General features: G+C 45.8%; 28 protein-coding genes. 22 read left to right on the top strand and 6 right to left on the bottom strand.

The window, feature by feature from the left end:
• The first annotated feature begins 67 nt into the window (after positions 1-67).
• The 8 genes from BZ167_RS19030 to BZ167_RS19065 all read left to right on the top strand — a co-directional run bounded on the left by BZ167_RS19030 (position 68) and on the right by BZ167_RS19065 (position 7,348).
• Positions 68-1,201, top strand: coding sequence for a conserved virulence factor C family protein (locus tag BZ167_RS19030; RefSeq protein WP_060674172.1), 1,134 nt, complete (start codon positions 68-70; stop codon positions 1,199-1,201).
• Positions 1,202-1,453: 252 nt separating this feature from the next.
• The gene (gene ilvD, locus BZ167_RS19035) at positions 1,454-3,130 is read left to right on the top strand and encodes a dihydroxy-acid dehydratase (protein WP_007409524.1); all 1,677 of its coding nucleotides are present in this window, start codon (positions 1,454-1,456) and stop codon (positions 3,128-3,130) included.
• A gap of 81 nt (positions 3,131-3,211) precedes the next feature.
• Complete coding sequence (locus tag BZ167_RS19040) at positions 3,212-3,646, top strand: BrxA/BrxB family bacilliredoxin (protein ID WP_003153619.1); 435 nt, start codon at positions 3,212-3,214, stop codon at positions 3,644-3,646.
• A 39-nt stretch (positions 3,647-3,685) separates the two neighbouring features.
• Positions 3,686-4,456 (top strand): class I SAM-dependent methyltransferase, encoded by a 771-nt coding sequence (locus BZ167_RS19045; protein WP_017418003.1) that lies wholly within the window; start codon positions 3,686-3,688, stop codon positions 4,454-4,456.
• 262 nt (positions 4,457-4,718) lie between these two features.
• Entirely contained in the window at positions 4,719-5,327 is a 609-nt protein-coding gene (locus BZ167_RS19050) for a YpjP family protein (protein ID WP_007409526.1), read from the top strand.
• A gap of 99 nt (positions 5,328-5,426) precedes the next feature.
• The gene (locus tag BZ167_RS19055) at positions 5,427-6,221 is read left to right on the top strand and encodes a thymidylate synthase (protein ID WP_003153622.1); all 795 of its coding nucleotides are present in this window, start codon (positions 5,427-5,429) and stop codon (positions 6,219-6,221) included.
• Entirely contained in the window at positions 6,218-6,703 is a 486-nt protein-coding gene (locus BZ167_RS19060) for a dihydrofolate reductase (RefSeq protein WP_062623382.1), read from the top strand. The genes BZ167_RS19055 and BZ167_RS19060 overlap by 4 nt, the downstream gene beginning before the upstream one ends.
• A 21-nt stretch (positions 6,704-6,724) precedes the next feature.
• A complete protein-coding gene (locus BZ167_RS19065; protein ID WP_021494209.1) occupies positions 6,725-7,348 on the top strand; it encodes a lysophospholipid acyltransferase family protein in 624 nt (207 codons plus the stop codon).
• A 39-nt stretch (positions 7,349-7,387) separates the two neighbouring features.
• Here the strand turns inward: BZ167_RS19065 and trhA are convergent, their stop codons facing one another.
• Both trhA and BZ167_RS19075 read right to left on the bottom strand, forming a co-directional pair.
• Positions 7,388-8,026: a PAQR family membrane homeostasis protein TrhA gene (gene trhA, locus BZ167_RS19070; RefSeq protein WP_033574696.1), complete on the bottom strand. Its 639-nt coding sequence runs from the start codon at positions 8,024-8,026 to the stop codon at positions 7,388-7,390.
• A 16-nt stretch (positions 8,027-8,042) separates the two neighbouring features.
• A complete protein-coding gene (locus tag BZ167_RS19075; protein WP_062623381.1) occupies positions 8,043-9,035 on the bottom strand; it encodes a sigma-54-dependent transcriptional regulator in 993 nt (330 codons plus the stop codon).
• Between the two features lie 184 nt (positions 9,036-9,219).
• Between BZ167_RS19075 and ilvA the strand changes: the two genes are divergently transcribed.
• From ilvA to BZ167_RS19100, 5 genes are all read left to right on the top strand, one after another.
• Positions 9,220-10,488: a threonine ammonia-lyase IlvA gene (gene ilvA, locus BZ167_RS19080; RefSeq protein ID WP_062623380.1), complete on the top strand. Its 1,269-nt coding sequence runs from the start codon at positions 9,220-9,222 to the stop codon at positions 10,486-10,488.
• A gap of 92 nt (positions 10,489-10,580) precedes the next feature.
• A complete protein-coding gene (locus BZ167_RS19085) occupies positions 10,581-10,832 on the top strand; it encodes a DUF2535 family protein (protein WP_007409532.1) in 252 nt (83 codons plus the stop codon).
• A gap of 99 nt (positions 10,833-10,931) precedes the next feature.
• A complete protein-coding gene (locus BZ167_RS19090) occupies positions 10,932-11,513 on the top strand; it encodes an SCO family protein (RefSeq protein WP_060675242.1) in 582 nt (193 codons plus the stop codon).
• A gap of 77 nt (positions 11,514-11,590) precedes the next feature.
• Positions 11,591-12,346 (top strand): SGNH/GDSL hydrolase family protein, encoded by a 756-nt coding sequence (locus tag BZ167_RS19095; RefSeq protein ID WP_060675241.1) that lies wholly within the window; start codon positions 11,591-11,593, stop codon positions 12,344-12,346.
• Positions 12,347-12,355: 9 nt separating this feature from the next.
• The gene (locus tag BZ167_RS19100) at positions 12,356-12,919 is read left to right on the top strand and encodes a YpmS family protein (protein ID WP_060675240.1); all 564 of its coding nucleotides are present in this window, start codon (positions 12,356-12,358) and stop codon (positions 12,917-12,919) included.
• Positions 12,920-12,968: 49 nt separating this feature from the next.
• Here the strand turns inward: BZ167_RS19100 and BZ167_RS19105 are convergent, their stop codons facing one another.
• Complete coding sequence (locus BZ167_RS19105) at positions 12,969-13,394, bottom strand: MarR family transcriptional regulator (RefSeq protein ID WP_012117803.1); 426 nt, start codon at positions 13,392-13,394, stop codon at positions 12,969-12,971.
• A 128-nt stretch (positions 13,395-13,522) separates the two neighbouring features.
• On the opposite strand from BZ167_RS19105, the gene msrA reads away from it, so the two are divergent.
• On the top strand, positions 13,523-14,056 hold the full coding sequence (gene msrA, locus BZ167_RS19110) for a peptide-methionine (S)-S-oxide reductase MsrA (protein ID WP_003153641.1): 534 nt from the start codon (positions 13,523-13,525) through the stop codon (positions 14,054-14,056).
• A gap of 1 nt (position 14,057) precedes the next feature.
• A complete protein-coding gene (msrB, locus tag BZ167_RS19115) occupies positions 14,058-14,492 on the top strand; it encodes a peptide-methionine (R)-S-oxide reductase MsrB (RefSeq protein WP_007409536.1) in 435 nt (144 codons plus the stop codon).
• Positions 14,493-14,532: 40 nt separating this feature from the next.
• On the opposite strand, the gene BZ167_RS19120 is transcribed toward msrB, so the two are convergent.
• A complete protein-coding gene (locus tag BZ167_RS19120; protein ID WP_014418151.1) occupies positions 14,533-15,558 on the bottom strand; it encodes an SDR family NAD(P)-dependent oxidoreductase in 1,026 nt (341 codons plus the stop codon).
• Between the two features lie 315 nt (positions 15,559-15,873).
• On the opposite strand from BZ167_RS19120, the gene phyC reads away from it, so the two are divergent.
• Positions 15,874-17,025 (top strand): 3-phytase, encoded by a 1,152-nt coding sequence (gene phyC / locus BZ167_RS19125; RefSeq protein ID WP_077392181.1) that lies wholly within the window; start codon positions 15,874-15,876, stop codon positions 17,023-17,025.
• A 49-nt stretch (positions 17,026-17,074) separates the two neighbouring features.
• On the opposite strand, the gene BZ167_RS19130 is transcribed toward phyC, so the two are convergent.
• On the bottom strand, positions 17,075-18,031 hold the full coding sequence (locus BZ167_RS19130) for a CgeB family protein (RefSeq protein WP_077392182.1): 957 nt from the start codon (positions 18,029-18,031) through the stop codon (positions 17,075-17,077).
• 6 nt (positions 18,032-18,037) lie between these two features.
• A complete protein-coding gene (locus tag BZ167_RS19135; protein WP_033574682.1) occupies positions 18,038-18,469 on the bottom strand; it encodes a hypothetical protein in 432 nt (143 codons plus the stop codon).
• A 210-nt stretch (positions 18,470-18,679) separates the two neighbouring features.
• On the opposite strand from BZ167_RS19135, the gene cgeC reads away from it, so the two are divergent.
• The 6 genes from cgeC (at position 18,680) to BZ167_RS19165 (ending at position 23,515) form a co-directional block, all read left to right on the top strand.
• Entirely contained in the window at positions 18,680-18,979 is a 300-nt protein-coding gene (gene cgeC, locus BZ167_RS19140) for a spore maturation protein CgeC (RefSeq protein ID WP_033574681.1), read from the top strand.
• A 64-nt stretch (positions 18,980-19,043) separates the two neighbouring features.
• Complete coding sequence (locus tag BZ167_RS19145) at positions 19,044-20,315, top strand: glycosyltransferase family 2 protein (protein ID WP_061860642.1); 1,272 nt, start codon at positions 19,044-19,046, stop codon at positions 20,313-20,315.
• Between the two features lie 38 nt (positions 20,316-20,353).
• Complete coding sequence (locus tag BZ167_RS19150; protein WP_015240038.1) at positions 20,354-21,133, top strand: GNAT family N-acetyltransferase; 780 nt, start codon at positions 20,354-20,356, stop codon at positions 21,131-21,133.
• A 78-nt stretch (positions 21,134-21,211) separates the two neighbouring features.
• On the top strand, positions 21,212-21,352 hold the full coding sequence (locus BZ167_RS19155) for a YjcZ family sporulation protein (protein WP_007612029.1): 141 nt from the start codon (positions 21,212-21,214) through the stop codon (positions 21,350-21,352).
• 137 nt (positions 21,353-21,489) lie between these two features.
• Complete coding sequence (locus BZ167_RS19160) at positions 21,490-21,936, top strand: AraC family transcriptional regulator (protein WP_061861484.1); 447 nt, start codon at positions 21,490-21,492, stop codon at positions 21,934-21,936.
• Positions 21,937-22,183: 247 nt separating this feature from the next.
• The gene (locus tag BZ167_RS19165; RefSeq protein WP_061860641.1) at positions 22,184-23,515 is read left to right on the top strand and encodes an aspartate aminotransferase family protein; all 1,332 of its coding nucleotides are present in this window, start codon (positions 22,184-22,186) and stop codon (positions 23,513-23,515) included.
• The last annotated feature ends 5 nt before the right edge of the window (positions 23,516-23,520 follow it).

A 23,520-nucleotide genomic window follows, 5' to 3' on the forward strand; every position in this document is an offset into this window, starting at 1 on the left:
CGGCGCAATAGAACGCTTGTGCCGACTATGTTAGAATAAGTGTCAGATTGTGCATAGGAGGACCAATATGAAGATTAAATCAATAGAACCGACGCCGAGTCCGAACACGATGAAAGTGATTTTGACTGAAGAACTTCCGGCAGGGAAAAGCAACAATTACAAGCCCGATCAGGCAGATGATGCTCCGGCCGTCGTACGTGATATTTTAAACATTGAAGGAGTAAAGGGCGTTTATCACGTTGCCGATTTCCTTGCTGTGGAGAGAAACGCACGTTTTGACTGGAAAGAAATTCTGCCTCAGGTCCGTTCCGCCTTCGGAATGGAACATACGGAGCAGACTGAGAGCCGTTCTGAACAGGAATCGTTCGGTGAAGTGAAAGTTTTCGTACAAATGTTCAGCGGAATCCCGATGCAGGTCAAATTGACGGACGGCGAACGTGAAGAACGCTTCGGCCTTCCGGAACGTTTCCAAGAAGCCATTTTAAAGCTGCGTTCCGAAGCTTCAAATGTTGTATTTGAGCGGACTTGGAAAGAACAAGGCGTGCGCTTCGGAGATTTTACCGAAATCGGACACGATGTCACAGAAGAGCTTCAGGCCGCCTACAGTGATGAGCGGCTCAAACGTCTGACAGAAGCAGCCGCACAGCAAAAGGGTGAGGCCAGACCGGCAGTGCAGCGGAAAGCTTATAAAGTGACACTGGACATGCTTGATGATGAAGACTGGAAACAGCGCTATGCCCATCTTGAGCAAATGGATCCGGATGAAGACGATTTACCAGTATTGGAAAAGGCGCTGCATGATCCGAAGACTTCGATCAGAAGACAAGCCGTCGTTTATTTGGGAATGATCGAAAAGCCGTCTGTGCTTCCGCTGTTATACAAAGCGCTTGAAGACAAAACGGTGACGGTCAGAAGGACGGCGGGTGACTGCCTGTCGGATCTCGGCGATGCGAGCGCCATCCCGGCCATGATGAAATCGCTCAGTGACTCAAGCAAGCTCGTGCGCTGGCGCGCGGCCATGTTTTTATATGAAGTCGGCGATGAAAGCGCGCTGGAAGCATTAAAAGCGGCGGAAGACGATCCGGAATTCGAAGTCAGCCTGCAAGTCAAAATGGCGATTGAACGGATTGAGCACGGAGAAGAGGCGAAAGGTTCAGTCTGGAAACAGATGACTGAAAGCAGAAAAAAAGAACAGTTATAACAAAAAGGTGCGCCATGCACCTTTTTTATTTGAATTCACTTTTTATAAAAATTATTTAGAATATTGTTGAAAAATGATTCAAAACTCTATATAGTAAGTACAATATTAATTGTTGGAGGGTTTTTATCGAAATACAGAAAGAATAGAAAAGCGAGACAGGGCAAAGACACTGTAAAATTTGCAGAACGCGCCCTAGAATAAACTGAAAATTTTAAAAATAGTGCACAGTCTAAAAACAGTAGGGGGATCACCATGGCAGAATTACGCAGCAACATGATCACACAGGGAATTGACAGAGCGCCGCACCGCAGCCTTCTTCGCGCTGCCGGCGTAAAAGAAGAGGACTTCGGCAAGCCGTTTATCGCGGTCTGTAATTCATACATCGATATCGTTCCCGGGCATGTTCACCTGCAGGAATTTGGAAAAATCGTAAAAGAAGCAATCAGGGAAGCGGGCGGTGTGCCTTTTGAATTTAACACGATCGGAGTAGATGACGGAATCGCAATGGGGCATATCGGCATGAGATATTCGCTGCCGAGCCGCGAAATCATTGCCGATTCAGTTGAAACGGTCGTCTCGGCGCACTGGTTTGACGGAATGGTCTGCATTCCGAACTGCGACAAAATTACGCCGGGAATGCTGATGGCGGCTATGCGGATTAATATTCCGACCATTTTTGTCAGCGGGGGGCCGATGGCAGCCGGCCGCACAAGCGACGGCCGCAAAATTTCGCTTTCTTCAGTATTTGAAGGCGTCGGCGCATATCAAGCCGGGAAAATCGGTGAAAGCGACCTGCAGGAGCTGGAACAGTTCGGCTGCCCGACGTGCGGATCTTGTTCGGGCATGTTTACGGCAAACTCCATGAACTGTCTGTCTGAAGCGCTCGGTCTGGCGCTTCCGGGCAACGGAACAATTCTTGCAACTTCACCGGAAAGAAGAGAGTTTGTGAGAAAATCAGCGGCCCAATTGATGGAGACCATCAAAAAAGACATTAAGCCGCGCGATATCGTCACCGAAAAAGCGATTGACAACGCATTTGCGTTAGACATGGCTCTCGGCGGCTCAACCAACACAGTGCTACATACGCTTGCGCTTGCCAATGAAGCTGGGGTTGAGTACTCTTTAGAACGCATTAACGAAGTGGCTGAACGAGTGCCTCACTTATCGAAATTGGCGCCGGCCTCGGACGTCTTCATTGAAGATCTGCACGAAGCGGGCGGAGTCTCGGCGGCCCTTAATGAATTAGCGAAAAAAGAAGGGGCGCTTCATCTTGACGCGCTGACTGTAACAGGCCGCACACTCGGAGAAACAATTGCGGGTCATGAAGTAAAGGATTATGACGTGATTCATCCGCTTGACAATCCGTTTACCGAAAAAGGCGGTTTGGCCGTCCTGTTTGGGAATCTGGCTCCGGACGGCGCCATTATCAAAACAGGCGGCGTACAGGACGGGATTACAAGACATGAAGGTCCCGCTGTCGTCTTTGATTCCCAGGATGCCGCGCTTGAAGGCATTATAAACCGCAAAGTAAAAGAAGGAGATGTTGTCATTATCCGTTATGAAGGGCCAAAGGGCGGCCCGGGCATGCCGGAGATGCTCGCTCCGACGTCTCAGATTGTCGGAATGGGGCTTGGCCCGAAAGTGGCGCTTATTACAGACGGCCGTTTTTCAGGAGCGTCCCGGGGCCTTTCAATCGGGCACGTATCGCCTGAAGCGGCTGAAGGCGGCCCGCTCGCATTCGTAGAAAACGGTGACCATGTCATCGTTGACATAGAAAAACGGATTTTGGACGTACAAGTGCCTGAAGAAGAATGGGAAAAACGCAAGGCCGAATGGAAAGGCTTCGAGCCGAAAGTAAAAACAGGATATCTGGCCCGGTATTCCAAACTCGTAACAAGCGCCAATACGGGCGGAATCATGAAAATATAAAACAGAGGCCTGAACAATTGAATTCCGGCCCCCTCTATAGTATCCTTGACTTCATATAAGGATTTTAGAGGGGGCTTTTTTATGTCAATGGCTTATGAAGAATATATGCGCCAGCTGGTCGTGCCGATGCGCCGTGAGCTGACGGGTGCGGGTTTTCAGGAATTAACGACTGCTGAAGAAGTAGAAAGCTTTATGGAACAGGCAGAGGGCACGACATTGGTCGTTGTCAACTCCGTGTGCGGCTGTGCAGCAGGTCTTGCCCGTCCGGCTGCGACTCAGGCTGTTTTACAGCATGAAAAAGCGCCTGATCATACGGTTACCGTATTTGCCGGTCAAGATAAAGACGCAACTGCAAAAATGCGTGAATACTTTACAGGGCAGGAACCTTCCTCGCCATCAATGGCGCTGTTAAAAGGTAAAGAGGTCGTTCATTTTATTCCCCGTCACGAAATCGAAGGGCATGACATGGAGGAAATTATGAAAAATCTGACGGATGCCTTCGATGCGCACTGCTGAAATGCCCGAATTCCGGGCATTTTCTTTTTGGAGAAAAAGATGATCACAACGAGTTACCGACCAAGCGAATATACGATACACACAGCGCAGTCACTCAGTGTCAGGCTGGGTGACACTTACTGCAGCCGCAATAAACAGCCCATTGAAAAAATGCTGGAACGAGCGGCTGGCGATCTTTTAGTCATCGGAAAGGAACGGTTCGAACTTTACACGAAGCAAGGGGAGAAGTTCTTTTTTCACCCGAATACAGCGATGTTCCGCGCAAAGCGGTTTTTGAGAGGGGAAGCCGAGCCGTTGTTAAAAGCAGCCGGATTACGCGAAGGGGATTCCTTTTTAGATTGTACGCTCGGCCTGGCATCCGATGCGATTTTGGCAAGCCTGGCAGTCGGAAAAAGCGGACAAGTCATTGGCCTGGAGAAAAACAAGCTTGTCTCATTGCTTGTTGAAACAGGACTTCAAACGTGGGAAACCGGAATGGAGCAGCTCCAAACCGCCATGAAACGCATTCAGGTCAAACATGCCGACTGCGCCGATTATTTGCGGGAGCTTCCTGATTCATCGGTAGATGTCATTTATTTTGACCCGATGTTTCACGAACCTGTTGAAACGTCAGACGGCATTGCACCGCTCCGCGCGCTGGCAGAAGAGGGTTTTAACGAAGAGTGCATCACGCAAGCCGTCCGGGCGGCGAAAAAATGCGTAGTGCTTAAAGACCATTGGAAAAGCCCGCGGTTTGAACGATACGGCTTCAAGGTGCTGAAAAGAAAGACGGCGCTTTTCCACTTCGGTGTCATCCATGTAAGCTCATGATAGCATGGGCTTCTTTTTCGTTAATCAGTGATTTCCATAACGACAAAATAAAGCAGCGTGAGAAGTGATGCTGTCGCAAATAAAGCGTTAATCATCTCATCCCCTCCTTTTTCTCCTTCTTATTGTAAGCGGTTTATCCGCTCGGTCACAGTTACCAATTTCCCATATTGCATGATAATACGCTGCCGGACATGACGCCGCGCTTTCATCTATGCTAAAATAAAGGAAAAGAGGACAATAAAACAGAGGGGAACAATCTGTCATGAAATTGTGGATGAAAAAGACCCTTGTGGTTCTGTTTACCATTGTAACGTTCGGACTCGTGTCTCCTCCGGCTGCTTTGATGACAGACAAGCCTTCAGGACAGTCGAGCAGTCTTGAGCAGAATGATTACACCGCTTTTTATGATGAACACGCCCTGCCGGGAGAAGAGAAGGCAGGGCGGGAGCCTGAATTACTGTTTCAATCGTATCAGCAGCAGCTTCTCGGTGATGCTGAAAATCAATCATTTTTAAAATTCGGCAGCAAAATCTCTCCGGTCATTGAAGATGATTACAGAAGTGAAATTCTGCCGAAAATCGAAGATGTGATCACAGGACATTTAGCCAAGTTTCAAGATGATGAAGCGTATCAGGATGTGGTTATTTCCAGCAAACCGTCGGCCGGAAAAACTGAAAAAATTTTTCATGTGTATAACAGGCTGACGGGTGAAGATCTTTTAAGGTTCCACGTCCGCCGGGATCATCCTCCGCAAGACGGCTACTGGTTTAATTTTCATTACCATACCGCTGAAGACGGATTTCAATCACATCATGAGCTCGGCAGCATTTACTGGGACCGCAATACGCCGCCTGACTGGATGAGCGTGTAATAGCGAGAAGAAATAAAAAAATCATTTCTGAGAAATTTTGCAGAAATGATTTTTTATTGTGTTACACTACTAAAAGACTACTTTAAAAGGATGAAAAAAATGAAACAATATAAAGATTTGTGCCGTCATGTGTTAGAAAACGGAGAAAAAAAAGGAGACCGTACGGGAACGGGTACGATCAGCACGTTCGGCTACCAAATGCGGTTTAACCTTCAGGAAGGTTTCCCGATGCTTACGACGAAAAAGCTCCATTTTAAATCCATCGCGCATGAGCTGCTTTGGTTTTTAAAAGGAGATACGAATGTCCGCTACCTTCAGGAAAACGGAGTCCGCATCTGGAACGAATGGGCGGATGAAAACGGAGAACTCGGACCGGTTTACGGTTCTCAATGGCGTTCATGGCGCGGAGCGGACGGCGAGACCATCGATCAAATCTCCCGGCTGATTCATGACATCAAGACAAACCCGAATTCCAGACGTTTAATCGTCAGCGCCTGGAATGTCGGCGAAATTGATCATATGGCGCTTCCGCCTTGCCACTGCCTGTTTCAGTTTTATGTCGCGGACGGAAAACTGTCGTGTCAGCTTTATCAGCGCTCAGCGGATGTCTTTCTCGGCGTGCCGTTTAATATTGCGTCTTATGCGCTTTTAACAATGATGATCGCGCATGTGACGGGGCTTGAACCGGGTGAGTTTGTTCATACATTCGGAGACGTCCACATTTACCAAAACCATGTGGAGCAGGTGAATTTGCAGCTGACAAGGGATGTCCGTCCGCTGCCGAAACTGCGGTTTGCGCGAAATGTTGATTCTATTTTTGATTTTACGTTTGAAGACTTTATCATTGAGGATTATGACCCGCATCCGCACATAAAAGGAGCTGTCAGCGTATGATTTCGTTTATTTTTGCGATGGATGAAAACTGGCTGATCGGAAAAGATAACGATCTGCCTTGGCACCTTCCCGATGATCTCGCATATTTCAAAAAAGTGACGACGGGCCACACCATTGTAATGGGGCGGAAAACGTTTGAATCAATCGGACGCCCGCTTCCGAACCGGCGTAACATCGTTGTAACCTCACGGGACGAATCTTTATTCCCGGGCTGTATTACCGCCGACTCGGCTGAGGAAGTGCTCAAGCTGATCCCGGCGGATGAAGAATGCTTTGTGATCGGCGGCGCCCAGCTGTACAGTGCTCTCTTTCCTTACGCGGACAGACTCTACATGACAAAAATTCACCATGTCTTTGAAGGAGACCGTTTTTTTCCGGAATTTAATGAAGCTGAATGGGAATTGACATCCCGCAAACAGGGAGTAAAAGATGAAAAAAACCCTTACGATTATGAGTACCTTGTATACGAGAAAAAGAATTGAGTTTAAGCAGGGGGACAAGAATTGATTCGTTACGGCTGCCTTGTGATGTACGTTGTATTTATGTTCATGAAAAATATTCAGGAATATATCAATCAAAAAGAGCTTGACCCGCGGCTTTCTTTTCAAAAACAGATGAGGCTGGTGTATGAGCGGCCGAAAGCCTTTATGAGAGGCTGCATTGACGTGTCGGGATCGGCAATCGGCATTCATCATGATCAGCCGATACCGGACGGCCCCGTATTGTATGTGCATCCTAGATTGCGCCCGGCTGATCTTCTGCTGCTTGCGGGACATCTTGAAGAGCCGGCTGGTTTTATCGCTGGCGAGAAAGCTTTCCGGATGCCGTTTCTCGGAAATTGGTTGCGGCTGATGGGTGTCATTTGTGACGGAGACAGTCGGGATGCCGTGTTTCAGGAGGCAGAAGTCCGTCTGCAAAAAGGGCAAAGCCTGATTCTGTCCGAAGACGGCAAAATCAATCCGGAGGAACTGGCCCTTCGTTTCGATCTCCCGATTGTGCCTGTCAGCACTTCGGGAACAGACCGGCTGCTGCGGGGCAGATTACTGAAACGGCTGAAACCGGCTGACATTGAATTACATATAAAGCCCGCTTATTATCCGGCCGGTCAGAAACGGCTCCGTGCATAAAAAAAGCACAGTCTCTATAGAGAGGCTGTGCTTTTTATTTCAGATAAAGGGGACTTTGACGCAATAAAATAAAATACAGAAAAACATCGAGGCGCTGCCGCCTAAAACAAAACTGTGCCAAATGGCGTGATGATACGGAACCTTTCTCCAAATATAAAATATTGTGCCGGCGGAATACAATAAGCCGCCGAAAAGAAGAAGGCCGAAACCGGGGCCTGACAGCGAAGCGTACAGCGGTTTAATGGCGACGATGATCAGCCAGCCCATCATTAAATAGACAAGCGTTGAAAAAATGATAAACCGCTTCACGAAAAAGATTTTAAACACGATGCCTCCGATGGCAAGCGACCAAACAATAATTAAAAGGGTCAGACCGAGCGCCCCTTTAAGGGGTCCTAATAAAAATGGCGTATATGTTCCGGCTATTAATACGTATATCGCGGAATGATCCACAATCTCAAGAATGTCTTTCGTTTTTTTATGCTGAATGCTGTGCAAAAGAGTCGAGCTGAGATACAGCAGCAGCATTGAAGCGCCGAAGATTGAAAAGCTGACGATGTCTGTCGGCGAGCCGTATTTCACCGCGAAGAGAATGAGAAAAATAAGCGCCGGAATCGACAGCAATACACCGATTCCGTGTGTGACGGCATTTGCGATTTCTTCTTTTATTGTGAACAATCAAATGTCCTCCTTTTTAAAGGATTTGCTTTTGCAGTGACTGCAAAAAGCTCAACCCTTCTAATGTAATTTTTGTTCCAGCGCGTCCACGGCCTTTTGTCACATAGTTCATCTTTTCTAAGTAATCAAGCCTGTTTCTGACCTGCTGGGGCGATAATGTCATTGTGCTGTTTTCGCTTAATTCGGATATGCTCCGTCTGCTGGCGGGTTCGCCTTTTGTATTTAAGTCTTTAATTGATTCCAAAATAAACAAAAACTCTTCTTTCTCCATCAATGTCAGCCGTTTTTCTTTTTTCTTAGTTGTTTTCGCTTTCTGGCTGTTTTTGATATACAGCGGGACATCATCGGGATAAATCGTGCGGCCGGATGCTGCCGCGGCCATATAGTACGCCGCATTTTGAAGTTCTCTGATGTTGCCGTTAAAGGTGTGCCGCTCAAACAGCGGATAAACGGACGGATCGATATGAACATGCTGCCCCGAGGCTGTCAGCACATGCTGCAGAAGAAGCGGTATATCGCTTTTTCGTTCAGATAAAGCAGGGAGCGGAAGGCATAACACGTGAAGCCTGTAAAATAAATCTTGGCTGAACGTATTTTCTGCGCCGGTATCACCAAGATCCGCCGTGCTGCTTGCAATGATGCGGGCGGAAAGCCCGGCATCCAGCTCGGAAAGAAGGCGGGCCTGTACCGAGAGCGGCAAGTCTCCGATTTCATATAAGAATAATGTTCCGCGGCGGGCCCTGTTTAATGCGCCTTCAGCGCCGAACAGTTCATATTCGAGCCGCTCTTCGCTTTGGCTGCAGTGAACGGTAATAAATAGTTCGCTGTTTCTGCGGGATTTATGGTGGATCGCTCTGGCCATTTGTTTTTTTCCGGTTCCGACTTCACCTGTTATGAAGACCGGCAAATCAGATAAGGCAAATTGCGAGGCCAATCGTTTCGCTTCTGAAAAGGTGTGATGTTCGCCGGCCAGCTGATAAAAAGGATCAGTTTGTTCAATTACACTCATGAATTGGCTCCTTTTGGTTCTAATTGGTTTAAGTATAACACGTTTATGCGATCGAAAATATCTTTTTCTCTTGTATCGGTTCATTTAATTTTATTTACAAAATTAAAATAATTGTCTTATTATTTGAATATTCATGTTATAATGGCATATTAAATAGGGATTTAAATAAGAAAGGACTCTGTAAATGAAACCGTTGCTTAAAGAAGACTCTCTCATCCAGGTAAAAGACATTTTAAAAGCGCACCAAAATGTAAAGGACGTTGTGATACATACGCCTTTGCAGAGGAATGACAGACTTTCTGAGAGGTATGGCTGCAACATCTATTTGAAAAGGGAAGACCTGCAGGTGGTCAGATCATTTAAGCTCAGAGGGGCTTATAATAAAATGAGGCAGCTCTCAAAAGAGCAGACTGAAAACGGAATTGTATGCGCAAGTGCGGGAAACCATGCGCAGGGGGTTGCGTTTTCATGCAAACACCTCGGCATTCACGGCAAGATTTTTATGCCGTCAACCACACCGAGACAGAAAGTATCCCAAGTGGAACTGTTCGGAAAAGAATTTGTAGAAATCATATTGACGGGTGACACTTTCGATGATGCGTATAAGAGTTCTGCGGAATGCTGTGAAAAAGAAAACCGCACGTTTATTCATCCGTTTGACGATCCCGATGTCATGGCCGGACAGGGAACGGCTGCCATCGAAATTTTAAATGACATTGACGTTGAACCGCATTTTCTTTTTGCAAGCGTAGGGGGAGGAGGACTCCTGTCCGGGCTCGGCACGTACATGAAAAACATCTCGCCGGATACAAAAATCATAGCGGTAGAGCCGAAGGGCGCAGCCTCCTATTTTGAATCGAAAAAAGCCGGACAAGTGGTTGAACTTGAGAAAATTGATAAATTTGTCGATGGGGCGGCCGTAAAAAAAATCGGCGCCGATACCTTTCAAACGCTCGAAACCGTCGTCGATGACGTTGTGCTTGTCCCGGAAGGAAAAGTGTGCAGCACGATTCTCGAATTATATAATCAATGCGCCATCGTAGCGGAGCCGGCGGGGGCATTGTCCGTGTCAGCACTTGATCTGTACAAGGAAGAGATTAAAGGGAAAAACGTCATCTGCATGGTCAGCGGAGGGAATAACGACATCGGCAGAATGCAGGAGATGAAGGAGCGCTCCATGATTTATGAGGGGCTGCAGCATTATTTTATCGTTAATTTCCCGCAAAGGGCGGGAGCGCTTCGCGAATACCTAGATGAAGTGCTTGGGCCTGATGATGACATCACCCGGTTTGAATACACGAAAAAAAATAACAAAAGCAGCGGCCCCGCATTGGTCGGCATTGAGCTCAAGCATCGGGAAGATTACGGCGCGCTCATTGCCCGGATGAATCAAAAAGGATTTCATTACGTAGAGGTGAATAAAGATCAGGATCTGTTCCACCTGTTAATCTGACTTTTTTTAGAACGGCCGCGCAAAATGACAGACACGCTTTCTCAGATTGTATATAATAAAAAGAAAACAATCGAAAAAGAAGGTTTGATATCTTGTTACTCAAAAGCCTAGAGTTCAAACGACAGGACGGGATTCAGGTAAAAGTGACAGAAATACCGGTTGTCACGGAAGGTGAACATTATTTTTTTCAAATTCATCAGCACCTTGAGCTTTATTTGAGAGAGGTTTTTGCTTCACAAAGTGTGAGAACAGTGTATTCATTCCGACAATATGTCAAGCGCCGTATGAAGTGGAAAGATTACGAGGCCGTTTTCAACCAAGAGATTTTAAAACATAACGCATAACGGTGCATATTCCTTAGCGCCTTCCTTTTGATAAGGGAGGGTGCGGGAATTTTTTTATGATGAATGCTGTAAGCGTTTTATCCATGGGGGGGAATGAAAATGAAAAAAATGAAAATCTTCGTTGCCGTCTTTTGTTTGCTGCTCTTGTGCGCCTGCGGGGGGAAAACGATAAAAGACCCGCTGAACTATCAGATTGAACCGTTTTCATACCAGAACCAAGACGGGAAAACAGTGTCACTGAAAAGCCTGAAGGGGCATGTCTGGATTGCCGACTTTATGTTTACAAATTGTAATACGGTCTGTCCGCCGATGACGGCCCACATGACCGAACTGCAAAAAAAACTGAAGGCTGAGAATCTGGACGTGCGGATTGTGTCGTTCAGTGTAGATCCTGAAAAGGATACGCCGAAACAGCTGAAAGCCTTTGCTTCCAAATATCCGCTTTCGCTTCGCAACTGGGATTTTCTGACCGGTTACAGCCAAAAGGACATTGAAGATTTTGCGCTGAACAGCTTTAAAGCAATCGTCAAAAAGCCGGAGGGAGAGGACCAGGTCATACATCAAACCTCTTTTTATTTAGTCGGACCTGATGGCAAGGTGCTTAAAGATTATGACGGCGTGCAGAAGGTTCCGTATGATGACATCATCTCAGATGTCAGAGCGGCTGAGGAGCTCAAGTAAACTGGCAGATTAGACATTTTCAAATCTGAAAAAACATGTTACACTTTCCACTAGTAGACGGGGAAGGAGCAACCAGATTGAAGCTGCGAATGTTCTCATTGATCGCCGGACTGGCTTTGCTTTTATCAGCTTGTTCTGTCCAGCGCACCGGTTCTGACGCTGAAGAACCGAAAACGAAAGATCATATTGTCATAGCTGCGGTCGGTGATTCATTGACTGAAGGAGTAGGAGATCCTGACGGTTCAGGATACGTCGGCAGGACAGCGGAGTCTCTTAAGAAAAAGGGACATGTGAAAACGGTAGATATTAAAAATTATGCGGTGCAGGGTGACAAAACGTCTGACCTGCTGGAAAAGCTTGATAATAAAAAAGTGCAGAAATCATTAAAGAGCGCCGACTATATCTTTTTTACCATCGGCGGTAATGACTTAATGAAGGTGCTCCGCCAGAATATGATGCAGCTGACGGTTCAGCCGTTCCAAAAGGAAGAGAAACCTTTTGAAAAACGATTCAAGGCGATCGTTTCAAAAATCCGCAAATATAATGAAAACGCAGAGCTGGTGTATGTCAGCATGTATAATCCATTCACGTTTACGCTGCCTGAATTAAAAGAAATTAATGGGGTTGTAACGGATTGGAACAAGATCGCCGCAAAAGAGCTGGAAAAAGATCCTCACGCCGCCGCGGTGAATGTTGAAGACTTGTTCAGTCAAAAAAGCGGCAGCAGACGGATTTCAAAGGATGATGATTTTCATCCGAACGCAAAAGGGTATGCACTCATCGCCGATCGATTATACGGCATCATTGAAAAACAAGGGTTACCAGCAGAATAGGGTGAAATGATGAAAAAGTGGAAATCGCTGTTTTTTGTTCTTCTCGCACTCAATGTGATTGCCGCCGCGGTAATTGTGACATTATTGGTTATGCCGGGAGAGCAGGCGAAAATACAAGATCAGACAAAAAGTGAGTACGGCTTTCATATCACAAGCTCTAAAGAATCTCTTGCCAGGTTTGTGAATGCGTACTTAAAAGAGAAGGCATCGAATCAGCTTGACTACAAAGTGGACATCAATAACGATGTGCACGTGGCAGGTAAAATCAAAGCATTCTCAACCTCCATTAATGCGGTCGTCACATTTGAACCGTCCGTAGAGGAGAACGGAGATGTGGTTTTGAAAGTGACGAAGTTTTCCTTAGGCGAATTAAGCCTGCCGATCAGCTTTGTGCTGAATTATATGGACAGCTTTTATGAACTCCCGTCATTTGTGCACGTTCATTCCGGGGATAAAAGCATCGAGATCCGTCTGTCGGAAATGCCTTTAGACAACGGCATGTATGTAAAAGCGGATAAAATCAATCTCGACACGGATGAAATTGAATTTTCCTATTACCATCCGAAACAATAAGTTTTCATAAAAAAACACAGATCCTTTCAGGGATTTGTGTTTTTTCGTATCAGCGTTTTTTATCCAGCTTGCTGAACAGTTTGATTAACGTTGCGAGCTCTTCATCAGAGTAGCAGTCAAACCGTTTAAAAAAGTATTCTGTTTTTTTCTGGTTGAAATGATCGACAATTTTCTCCCCGGCTTCCGTAATATGGATTCTGATAATTCGTCTGTCCTCTTTGGAACGGATGCGGGTGATCCATTCCTTTTCTACTAAAGCGTCGGTCACTGCGGTAATGTGGCTTGCGGAGACCTCAAGAATGGGGGCGAATTCCGTTACTTTTTTAGGTCCTTGTTCACTGAGAATCCGCAAAATGATAAATTCATTCCTGGACAGCTCTTTATCTAGAATTTCATTAACTTCATTTCTGATTTGTTTAAACACTTTTCGAAGCAAAGCTTCCATATCATACATCATTTGTGTCCTTACTTTCAAATCATGAACCTCCAATATGTAGTCAGCGTGGCATTCGTTCAGCTTCCCCTGAAAGCAGAATTATTTTTATTCTGTTTATACATGCTATAATATAATAATACCACGTATGAACAAAGGAGGGCACCCGTATGTCAGAAAAAAAAGAAATCGCCACATTTGCAGGCGGCTGTTTTTGGTGCATGGTGAAGCCGTTTGACGAACAGCCCGGGATTGAAAAGGTGGTGTCCGGCTATACAGGAGGCCATACTGAGAATCCGACTTACGAAGAAGTATGCAGTGAAACGACCGGACACAGAGAAGCCGTTCAAATCACATTTCAACCTGACATTTATCCGTATGAAAAGCTTGTCGAGCTGTTTTGGCAGCAGATCGACCCGACTGATGCAGGCGGCCAGTTTGCAGACCGCGGAAGTTCATATCGGGCGGCGATATATTACCATAATGATGAACAAAAACAAATCGCTGAAGCCTCAAAAAAACAGCTTGAAGAAAGCGGCATATTTAAAAAGCCGATCGTCACAGACATTTTAAAGGCTGAGCCTTTTTATGAAGCGGAAGGCTATCATCAGCACTTTTATAAGAAAAATCCTGATCACTACGGGCGCTACCGTGTAGGTTCCGGACGTCAAGGCTTTCTGGATGAGCATTGGAGGGACAGATAAGATGGCTTTTAATAAAGAAGAAAAAATCAAATCATTAAACCGCATGCAATACGAAGTCACACAAAATAACGGAACGGAGCCGCCGTTTCAAAATGAATTCTGGGATCACAAAGAAGAGGGGCTGTATGTTGATATCGTATCGGGAAAGCCCTTGTTTACTTCTCTGGATAAATTCGATTCTCATTGCGGCTGGCCCAGTTTTACAAAACCGATTGAGGAAGAAGAGGTTGACGAAAAACTGGACACAAGCCACGGGATGATCCGGACGGAAGTGAGAAGCAAAACAGCTGACTCCCACTTAGGCCACGTATTTAATGACGGTCCGGGGCCAAGCGGTCTCCGTTATTGCATTAACTCTGCGGCACTTCGGTTTATTCCGAAAGACAAGCTGAAGGAAGAGGGCTATGAAGCCTGCCTGCATTTATTTGAAAAATAGAGCTCAGCAATGAGGCCTGCCTATCAGACAGGCCTTTTTTCTATGTTTTTTTTTCTTCATGTAATCGTTCAATAATCTTTACGATTGTGTCTTTTGTGATGAGCGGCGCCTGATCGGATTGATATCTGGGGAGATTGACCTTCCGAAATTCCGGATGTTTGGCGGGTTCCGGCAATATTGCGTAAAGATTGCCCCATTCATATAAAGATTCCGTCTCATGCGGAGAGGTCAGTTCTTCATGAAGCTTCTCACCGGGGCGTTTTCCTACTTCAACAGCGGCGGGGCGAGGCAGTCCGTGCCTGAACGCATATTCTTCAAATCCGTGAAGCAGTTCTTCAAGCCTCAGGGACTCCATTTTAAAAATAAATGTTTCTCCGCCCTTTGTAATCGCCGCAGATTGCAGGGTGAGCGTTGCGGCATCATCAATCGACATAAAAAACCTCGTCATGTTTTTATCCGTAATGGTGAGCGGACCGCCTGCCATCAACTGCTCAAATAAAATAGGAATAACGGAACCGCGTGAACCTAGAACATTGCCGAAGCGGACCGAACAAAATACCGTACCGCGGTTTTGAACATGATGATTCGCCTGATGAAACAGCTTTTCGGACAACAGCTTCGTAGCTCCCATTGTGTTTACCGGGGAAACAGCTTTATCGGTACTGATATTAATCACATGTGTCACCTCTTGCAGCAAAGCGGCTTCTGCGACATTTTGTCCGCCGATAAGGTTGGTTTGAATGGCTTCAAAGGGATTATCCTCACATGTCGGAACCTGCTTCAGCGCAGCTGTGTGAAAGACAATATCAACACCTTTCATCACTTGGTTGACTCTTCTGTAGTCACGAACATCGCCGAGCACAAACGACAGTCTTTGTTCATCCGCGTATTTTTGTTTCATCACATATTGTTTGCTGTCATCTTTGCTGAACACAATGACTTCTTTAGGGGTTAAGAGCAAAAGGCGTTTTACTATTTGGCTTCCGATTGATCCTGTCCCGCCTGTGACGAGAACAGTTTTATCGTGAAAAAACGGTTGTAGCTCTACTGCTTGCTGTTTAGGCATGGCTTATCCTCCAACTCTCGTTTCTCTACCATGCATCATATGTTGAACAATTTCAGCGAGTTAATGAAAGAAACCAATAAATCAAAAATTAGAGAAAAACATTAATCTGATGCGCTTTCATATCGCTTTACCCGATTAATAGACTAGAAATCACAAATAAAACATTGTACTAAATGTTCACTTTAAATATTTGCTCACGTCAATTTTTTCTCTTCATAAATTCTCACATGCGGACAATCTTCACAAAAACTTAACACTGACATTCCTGTATGTATTTTACAATTAAAGTACACTTTCATAAAAGGAGGAAGGAAAATGAATCATTCAAAAACACTTTTGTTAACCGCGGCAGCCGGATTGATGCTCACATGCGGTGCGGTTTCTTCCCAGGCCAAGCATAAGCTGTCTGATCCTTATCATTTTACCGTGAATGCGGCGGCGGAAACGGAGCCGGTTGATACAGCCGGTGATGCAGCTGATGATCCTGCGATTTGGCTGGACCCCAAGAATCCTCAGAACAGCAAATTGATCACAACCAATAAAAAATCAGGCTTAGTCGTGTACAGCCTAGAGGGAAAGATGCTTCATTCCTATCCTACCGGGAAGCTGAACAATGTTGATATCCGCTATGATTTTTCGTTGAACGGAAAAAAAGTTGATATTGCGGCGGCATCCAATCGGTCTGAAGGAAAGAATACCATTGAGATTTACGCCATCGACGGAAAAAACGGCACATTACAAAGCATTACGAACCCAGACCGCCCGATTGCGTCAGCAATTGATGAAGTATACGGTTTCAGCTTGTACCACAGTCAAAAAACAGGAAAATATTACGCGATGGTGACAGGGAAAGAAGGCGAATTTGAACAATACGAATTAAATGCTGATAAAAATGGATACATATCCGGCAAAAAGGTAAGGGCGTTTAAAATGAATTCTCAGACAGAAGGGATGGCAGCAGACGATGAATACGGCAGTCTTTATATCGCAGAAGAAGATGAGGCCATCTGGAAGTTCAGCGCTGAGCCGGACGGCGGCAGTAACGGAACGGTTATCGATCGTGCCGACGGCAGGCATTTAACCCCTGATATTGAAGGACTGACGATTTACTACGCTGCTGACGGGAAAGGTTATTTGCTTGCATCAAGCCAGGGTAACAGCAGCTACGCGATTTATGAAAGACAGGGACAGAACAAATATGTTGCGGACTTTCAGATAACAGACGGGCCTGAGACAGACGGCACAAGCGATACAGACGGAATTGACGTTCTGGGTTTCGGGCTGGGACCTGAATATCCGTTCGGCCTTTTTGTCGCACAAGACGGAGAAAATATAGATCACGGCCAAAAGGCCAATCAAAATTTTAAAATGGTGCCTTGGGAAAGAATCGCTGATAAAATCGGCTTTCACCCGCAGGTCACTAAACAGGTTGACCCGAGAAAACTGACTGACAGAAGCGGAAAATAAACATGAAAAAAGCAGCTTATCCAAGCTGCTTTTTGATGTGAAGAGCGTTTCATGAGAAAGTCTTGGAACGGATAGCCGCAAGCACAGCCGGAAGCTGGTCATACGTGTACGCCGGTACTGTCTCTTGATAATTAAGCGCCGCGATTTGTTCACGTTCACCCGGGTTTGTCATATAAAAATGGATTTTATCCGCAAAATCCGCAAGCCCGCTGTAAGAAACAAAGGATGAAAACGGGGGCGCTGGAGAAAGGTCTGTCAGCTGAAAGGCCTGACAAGCCGCAATGTCTAAGCTTCTCGTATTTAAACTGATATTTTCGATGCCGCGTCCGTTCTGATTGAGCGCAAACCGATAAGAACGGTGAGGGTTTAAGACCACGTCTGCGCTGTTGTAATATAATGCGGCACGTTCGGGTGCAATCCATTCATCCATTACGAGCACATTTTGCTGCCTGGCGATTTTTTTAGGCAGATGTCTGCGCCATCCCTTCCCGATAATACGAAGCGTATACGGAAGCTTCGCCGCTGCTTTCACCAGTTCAACGCGGTTCGGGTACGGGTATCCGATCAGAAGCAGATTTGTGTGAAGAGAAGATTCAGCAGGTTGTTTCTTAAAAAGCCGCTGATTAACGGGGATCGGGACATAATATACGTGCTGTAAGCCCATTTGCCGGTAAGCATCAAGTGCGTTTTGTTCTATCGTTAAAACGGCATCGGCGAAAGGGGCGATTGTCATGCTCACATCGAAATAAAAAGGATCCTCCGTCATCCATAGATAAACGGGAATCTGTTCTGTCTTCAGCCATTGAAGCCATTCAGACGGAATACGGTCTCCCGTCATCATCAGGCTGATGTCTGGTTTGAATGCCCGTATACTGCGGATGGTATCTTCCTCAAACTCAGAAACAGAAAAAAAGCGGACGGAAGACTGTAAAAAGCCTTCCTCGATCCAGCGGTCAAAATACGTGTATATGCCTTTATATCCTGAACGGATATATAAAACGTTCATATGCTGTTACGAAGTGAACGTGACACTTTCAACTTTGTCGACGTCAAGCAATGTTGTAGCAGAGCCTGCCGGTGTAACGGAATTTTCCTGCGTAACAAAAACGATTCCGTGAATTTCGTCAAAGGCAACAAATTGAACCGGGCCGATCATGTCTCCTGAATCCATCACAATGCTGATGACAGTGCCGGGCTGAATTCTTGCAAAAATCCATCTCGCCGCTAATGAAATACCGCTTCCCAATACAGATTGTGCGCTGAGACTGTCTTTCACCGCTGCTTCATCTACTTTTGCATCAATTGCCGCTTCCAATAATTCTTTTACGCTGTTTTTCACGTTATCTCCTCCATCTGTACCGCTAGATAAAGCGCTGTTGTCAAATACAGGGGCTAAAAGAGTTTTCAATAAGTTCTTTTTAAGCTCCAAACGATCTTCGCTCATGCGGACATACACCTCCTTTAACAATTTCAACCTCACGTTTATTCATATTCCTGATTGAAGAGATTGGTATAAGTCGAATGCCGTTTTGCTTGTGTTTTTTTCAATATTTAATCAAACAGCTGAATTTTCGAATCAGGCTTTGTTTGCCTATGCGGTTTGTAAGAGTATGACATACGTTGTATAGATTAAAAAATGAAGGAGAGGAATACTTTGGATTCAGAAGAAACTGTAAAACACGGGGGTTTTGAGGAGGAATTTCAGCTCGTACTGCTTCTTCTTCTTTTGTTATCCCGTCAGCCGTCCGAAGATCATTCAGATTTGCGGCGTCAGCTTGTAATGGCAAAAGAGCTTGGGGTTCCTGTATCACGCGTCAATCTGATTAACGGCAGCACACTGCAAAACGTAATAGTCAAAGAAGTGCTGTCAGATTTGGCCGTTTTTCAAAATCCGCTCAATCATACGAGATCAAACGTCGCGATTTCAAGCATCGTCAGCTGGGGTGCTTTTTAATAACGGATATCAGGCTCTGTCTCTTTCGGAGCCGTTTTTTATGTTTTACAGAAGGGGTGATGGGATGGAAAAGAAGATCTCAATTATCTTAACGAGTTACAACAAACCGGATCTTGTGAAACAGGCGATTGAAAGTGTTTTGCATCAGACCTACAGCAATTGGGAGCTGTTTGTAATGGATGATCATTCAAATGAAGAAACCTCGGCTGTCATCAGTACGTATATAAAAGATCCTCGCATATATTATGACAACAGTTTTATCAATCCTGCCGAACGGCTGAAGTCCACCCGGTATGCCGTTTTGATTAATGATGCGCTTTCACGGGCTAAAGGCGAATACATCACTTATTTGACAGACGACACCGTATTTCATCCGGATAGGCTCAGCCGCATGGCGGAAGCGCTTAATCAATACAGCGAGTTTGATGCCGTCTATTCCAGCCAGAAGGTGATACATGTAAACGGGCGCGGAACAGAACAATTCCACTTCTATCGTTTTGCTGAAGAGGTGCTTGATCAGGCCGCTTTTCTCGTTGATCACTGTTCAGTGATGCACCGGAGATCATTGCTTGAGCGTGTGAAAGAGAAGTTCGGCAGCTTTTGGGACGAAGATGTTATGCATTGGAATCACGGAGACTCTGTTTTTTGGAGCAGGCTCAACACATTTACATCATTTCTGCCGATAAAAGAAGTGTTGGATACGACCTATAAAACACCCCACTCATTTCAGAACACGTATCAATCGCTTCCGTCTGTCCTGATCGACGGATCCTTTGTAAAGGGGACGGATCAGAAAGTATATCAGCTTGACCGAAATAAAAGGAAGCCTGTAAACGAGCGCTGGCGTACGTTATATGAAGGCCGAACCGTCGTCATTCCGGATCCGTTTTTATTTCAATATGAGGAAGAGAACTCTGTCAGTATTCCGAATTTTCAGCTGGTCAGGGATCAGTTTCATGTTTATTTTATAGAAGACGGGGAGAAAAGACTGGTTGATCATAGCGCATTTCGCTTTTACCGATTTAAACGGCATGACATCCCGGCTTTAGAACGGGACGAAATACAAGCGCTTCCGGACGGTCCGCCGATCACCCGGGGGACATCGGGCTGTATTCAACATCTGCCCGGGAGAATGCTGTTGCGCATTGAACGGGAATTTTATGTTTATTTGAGAGGGGTTCTCCATCCGATCAGTCATGACGTAGCGAAACGTTTTTTTGCGAATCAGAAGGCGATACCCATTTCCTTTCAGCAAATTAAACAATTACCAATTGGAATGCCGTTCTATCCGGTGTACGATGAAATTATGAGAAATCTCAATATAACAAAAGGTTGAGAGATGCAGTTGGATGTGTAAGGAAAAGGAGAGCTTTTATGACCGATCAATTTGATAAAACCGAGAAGCAGTATATAGAGCTAACTTCCGGCATTCAGAGGTTCGAGCATTTCAGTGTATATACGGACCCTTTTTTGCCGCAGATTTTTTCGCATAACTTTGTTCAGCTGCACCGTACATTTCCGTTAGACAAACTGCTGCCGTTTTTTTCGTCCGTTCCGGGCTTGCTTCAAGCCAATTATATTCATGTGAAAGCGGCTCCGGAGCACGCGTTTCCGCTTCTTCTGAAACAAAATCTCGTAAAGCAGGGCTGCGTAGTGGAAGATGAGCTGTTTTTTGCAAGGAAACTGGAAAATGGGGACCTGCAGGCGGGACACCCGCTCACTGCTTGGGGGACGGAAAAAAGCCTCGCCGACGGGTCGTCTATTATGAACATCTATGACGCCCTTTACATTGGCGAGGCGGCGGCCGAACAAAAGCTTGAGCGGAAATATCCTTTGTATAAGGACGGAACGGTCATGCTTGTTGTGTGCTACAGCGACGCCTCGCAAACGATTCCGATCGGCTGCGGAGAGCTTTTCATCAACAAAGCAGATAAAACCGCAAAAATAGAAGAAGTCGCAATTCTGGATCAATTCCAACGAAAAGGCTACGGATCGATATTGATGAATGAGCTGATGGCGGCGGCAAAGCTGAACGGCATGGAAACCGTATACCTTGTGACGTCCGGGATGGACGGTGTAAACCGCTTTTATGAAAAACTCGGCTTCAAAAGATTTCGGCGCGTGCATACAATTTTTCATTATTTTCTTACATAGTTGGGCATTCGCATAAACCAATTGGGAGTTGGCCCGCATACAATGCCGTATATCGTAAGAAGAAAGGATGATTTGCGTATGTACGGATATGGCTACGGTTGCGGCAGTTTTGGCTATGGTTACGGGCACGGCGGCTGCGGAGGCGGAACCAGCACTTTTGTGCTGATCGTGGTATTGTTTATTTTATTAATCATCGTCGGTGCGGCTTTTATTTGTTAGACTGAAAAAAATCCTATAATGAAAATCAGCCTGCAGAGAACATCACTTTCTGCAGGCTTTTTGTTATATCCATGCTGAAAAATCAGCTTGAAAAACATTTTAATACATATTACCTTTCTGGAGAAGGGGGCGAAAATGTGAACATAACGATTGAAGAATTACCTGAATCCAGAATTGCTTATTTCCGAAACGTCGGAGAGTATGGCGGAAAGCAAAACAAAGAACTGATGGAGTCATTTAAAAACTGGGCGCAATTGAATGGTCTGCTTGATCATTCTGTCATTTTAGGAATTCCGCAAGATCATCCGAATCGTACTCCTAAAGAGAAATGCCGCTATGATGTTTGTCTTGTTATCAATCAAGACCATGTGCCTGAACCAGCCCGGATCGGTACATTTTCCGGAGGGAAGTACGCTGTTTTCTTGCTTGATCATACAAAAGAGGCAGTCAGTGGATTTTGGAACACTGTTTTTTCTGAGATCGAAAAAAATAATTTATCAATCAGAGAACAGCCCATTATCGAAAGGTATACTTTACAAAAGGTGAATCATCATTTGTGTGAAATATTAATTCCCATACGGTAAAGAAGACGGGAATTTTCCGCCTTCTGCTTATACTGATTCAGATCAAAAATGATGTGATGATGAGCTGAGCAAAGAATAAAATCAACAATAGGAATAGAATTTCCAGAACGCTCTTCAGGCTGTCGGGACATCTCCGGCAGCCTGTTTTACAGAAAGGTATTTTCTGCAAAAAACTTTCTGAAGGATAAGAATGCGGTTATTCATCTGTTCATACAATGAAGCAAATGGGTTTTCGAGGTGGAAATATATGGGGAGCTATTTAATCAAACCGGAGCTTGACGGGAATTATCCGTCAGTCAGTCATGGAAAGGGATCATATGTGTATGATCAGGAGGGGAACAAGTATCTTGACGGAGCATCGGGGGCGGTCACTTGCAATATCGGCCACGGCACGGAGGATATTATACAAGCTTTAAAAGAGCAGCTTGACTCTGTTTCGTTTGTGTATCGCTCGCAATTCACCAGTACTCCGGCAGAAGAACTGGCTTTATTTCTGGCGGATCATCTGCCGGGCGGGCTGAATTGGTCATTTTTTGTAAACAGCGGATCAGAGGCAGTCGAAACAGCGATGAAAATAGCCGTGCAATATTGGCAGGAAAAAGGGCAATACCAAAAATCCGTCTTCCTATCAAGATGGGGCAGTTACCACGGCATTACTTTGGGAGCGCTTTCATTATCGGGGTTCTACGAACGGAGATACCGCTTCACCCAGTTGATCGAACGGTTTCCTGCCGTTTCAGCGCCTAATATGTATCGTTCAGAGCTGCAGGGAGAGGAATTTGTGAAAGCTGCGGCGGCTGAACTGGAAACGGCTGTTCAACGGATCGGTTCCTCATTTATCGCGGGATTTGTCGCAGAACCGATTGTCGGAGCAGCCGGGGCGGCCATCACTCCGCCGGCAGGTTATTATGAAGCGCTTGAGGAGGTCTGCCGCCGGCACGGTATTTTGTTTATCGCGGATGAAGTCATGACGGGGCTCGGGAGAACAGGGCGGATGCTTGCTTCTGAGCATTGGGGGATCGCACCTGATATCGCGGTGCTCGGAAAAGGGTTAGGCGCCGGTTACGCTCCGATTGCGGCAGCCGTTGCTTCTGATGACATCATTGAAACGATCAAGCGGGGCTCCGGGGTCATTATGAGCGGACATACGTACAGTGCCAACCCATACTGTGCTAGAGCGGCGCTTGAAGTGCTTCGCTATGTTAAGAAACACGATCTGCTTCGGCAGTCAGAGGAGAAAGGCGTAATGCTGAAGCGGAAATTAGAAGAAATCAAAGAGCGCAGCGGGGTGATTGGGGATGTCCGCGGTAAAGGCCTCCTGATCGGGGTTGAATTCGTTAAGGATAAAACGACGAAGGACGTTTTTTCGAAAAAACAGGCCTTCACCGAAAAAATCATTAAAGCGGCAAAAAAACGGGGCCTGCTTATTTACCCTGCAAAGCCCGGTATTGACAGCGGAGAAGGAGACGCCGTCATCATCGCCCCGCCGTTCACGATTTCATATGCCGAGCTGGATGAGCTGTCAGATCTATTTTCACAGGCCGCAGAAGAAGTTGAAAAAATGATGAAGAAGGATTGAGCTGA

The organism is Bacillus sp. 275, assembly GCF_001999205.1.
Classification (GTDB): Bacteria; Bacillota; Bacilli; order Bacillales; family Bacillaceae; genus Bacillus; species Bacillus velezensis.

What these genes read in the sequence shown, in the direction of transcription:
- BZ167_RS19030 (WP_060674172.1), top strand. Translation starts at nt 68, where the DNA reads ATGAAGATTAAATCAATAGAACCGACGCCGAGTCCGAACACGATGAAA.
- ilvD (WP_007409524.1), top strand. Translation starts at nt 1,454, where the DNA reads ATGGCAGAATTACGCAGCAACATGATCACACAGGGAATTGACAGAGCG.
- BZ167_RS19040 (WP_003153619.1), top strand. Translation starts at nt 3,212, where the DNA reads ATGTCAATGGCTTATGAAGAATATATGCGCCAGCTGGTCGTGCCGATG.
- BZ167_RS19045 (WP_017418003.1), top strand. Translation starts at nt 3,686, where the DNA reads ATGATCACAACGAGTTACCGACCAAGCGAATATACGATACACACAGCG.
- BZ167_RS19050 (WP_007409526.1), top strand. Translation starts at nt 4,719, where the DNA reads ATGAAATTGTGGATGAAAAAGACCCTTGTGGTTCTGTTTACCATTGTA.
- BZ167_RS19055 (WP_003153622.1), top strand. Translation starts at nt 5,427, where the DNA reads ATGAAACAATATAAAGATTTGTGCCGTCATGTGTTAGAAAACGGAGAA.
- BZ167_RS19060 (WP_062623382.1), top strand. Translation starts at nt 6,218, where the DNA reads ATGATTTCGTTTATTTTTGCGATGGATGAAAACTGGCTGATCGGAAAA.
- BZ167_RS19075 (WP_062623381.1), bottom strand. Translation starts at nt 9,035, where the DNA reads ATGAGTGTAATTGAACAAACTGATCCTTTTTATCAGCTGGCCGGCGAA.
- ilvA (WP_062623380.1), top strand. Translation starts at nt 9,220, where the DNA reads ATGAAACCGTTGCTTAAAGAAGACTCTCTCATCCAGGTAAAAGACATT.
- BZ167_RS19090 (WP_060675242.1), top strand. Translation starts at nt 10,932, where the DNA reads ATGAAAAAAATGAAAATCTTCGTTGCCGTCTTTTGTTTGCTGCTCTTG.
- BZ167_RS19100 (WP_060675240.1), top strand. Translation starts at nt 12,356, where the DNA reads ATGAAAAAGTGGAAATCGCTGTTTTTTGTTCTTCTCGCACTCAATGTG.
- msrA (WP_003153641.1), top strand. Translation starts at nt 13,523, where the DNA reads ATGTCAGAAAAAAAAGAAATCGCCACATTTGCAGGCGGCTGTTTTTGG.
- msrB (WP_007409536.1), top strand. Translation starts at nt 14,058, where the DNA reads ATGGCTTTTAATAAAGAAGAAAAAATCAAATCATTAAACCGCATGCAA.
- BZ167_RS19120 (WP_014418151.1), bottom strand. Translation starts at nt 15,558, where the DNA reads ATGCCTAAACAGCAAGCAGTAGAGCTACAACCGTTTTTTCACGATAAA.
- phyC (WP_077392181.1), top strand. Translation starts at nt 15,874, where the DNA reads ATGAATCATTCAAAAACACTTTTGTTAACCGCGGCAGCCGGATTGATG.
- BZ167_RS19130 (WP_077392182.1), bottom strand. Translation starts at nt 18,031, where the DNA reads ATGAACGTTTTATATATCCGTTCAGGATATAAAGGCATATACACGTAT.
- BZ167_RS19135 (WP_033574682.1), bottom strand. Translation starts at nt 18,469, where the DNA reads ATGAGCGAAGATCGTTTGGAGCTTAAAAAGAACTTATTGAAAACTCTT.
- BZ167_RS19145 (WP_061860642.1), top strand. Translation starts at nt 19,044, where the DNA reads ATGGAAAAGAAGATCTCAATTATCTTAACGAGTTACAACAAACCGGAT.
- BZ167_RS19150 (WP_015240038.1), top strand. Translation starts at nt 20,354, where the DNA reads ATGACCGATCAATTTGATAAAACCGAGAAGCAGTATATAGAGCTAACT.
- BZ167_RS19155 (WP_007612029.1), top strand. Translation starts at nt 21,212, where the DNA reads ATGTACGGATATGGCTACGGTTGCGGCAGTTTTGGCTATGGTTACGGG.
- BZ167_RS19165 (WP_061860641.1), top strand. Translation starts at nt 22,184, where the DNA reads ATGGGGAGCTATTTAATCAAACCGGAGCTTGACGGGAATTATCCGTCA.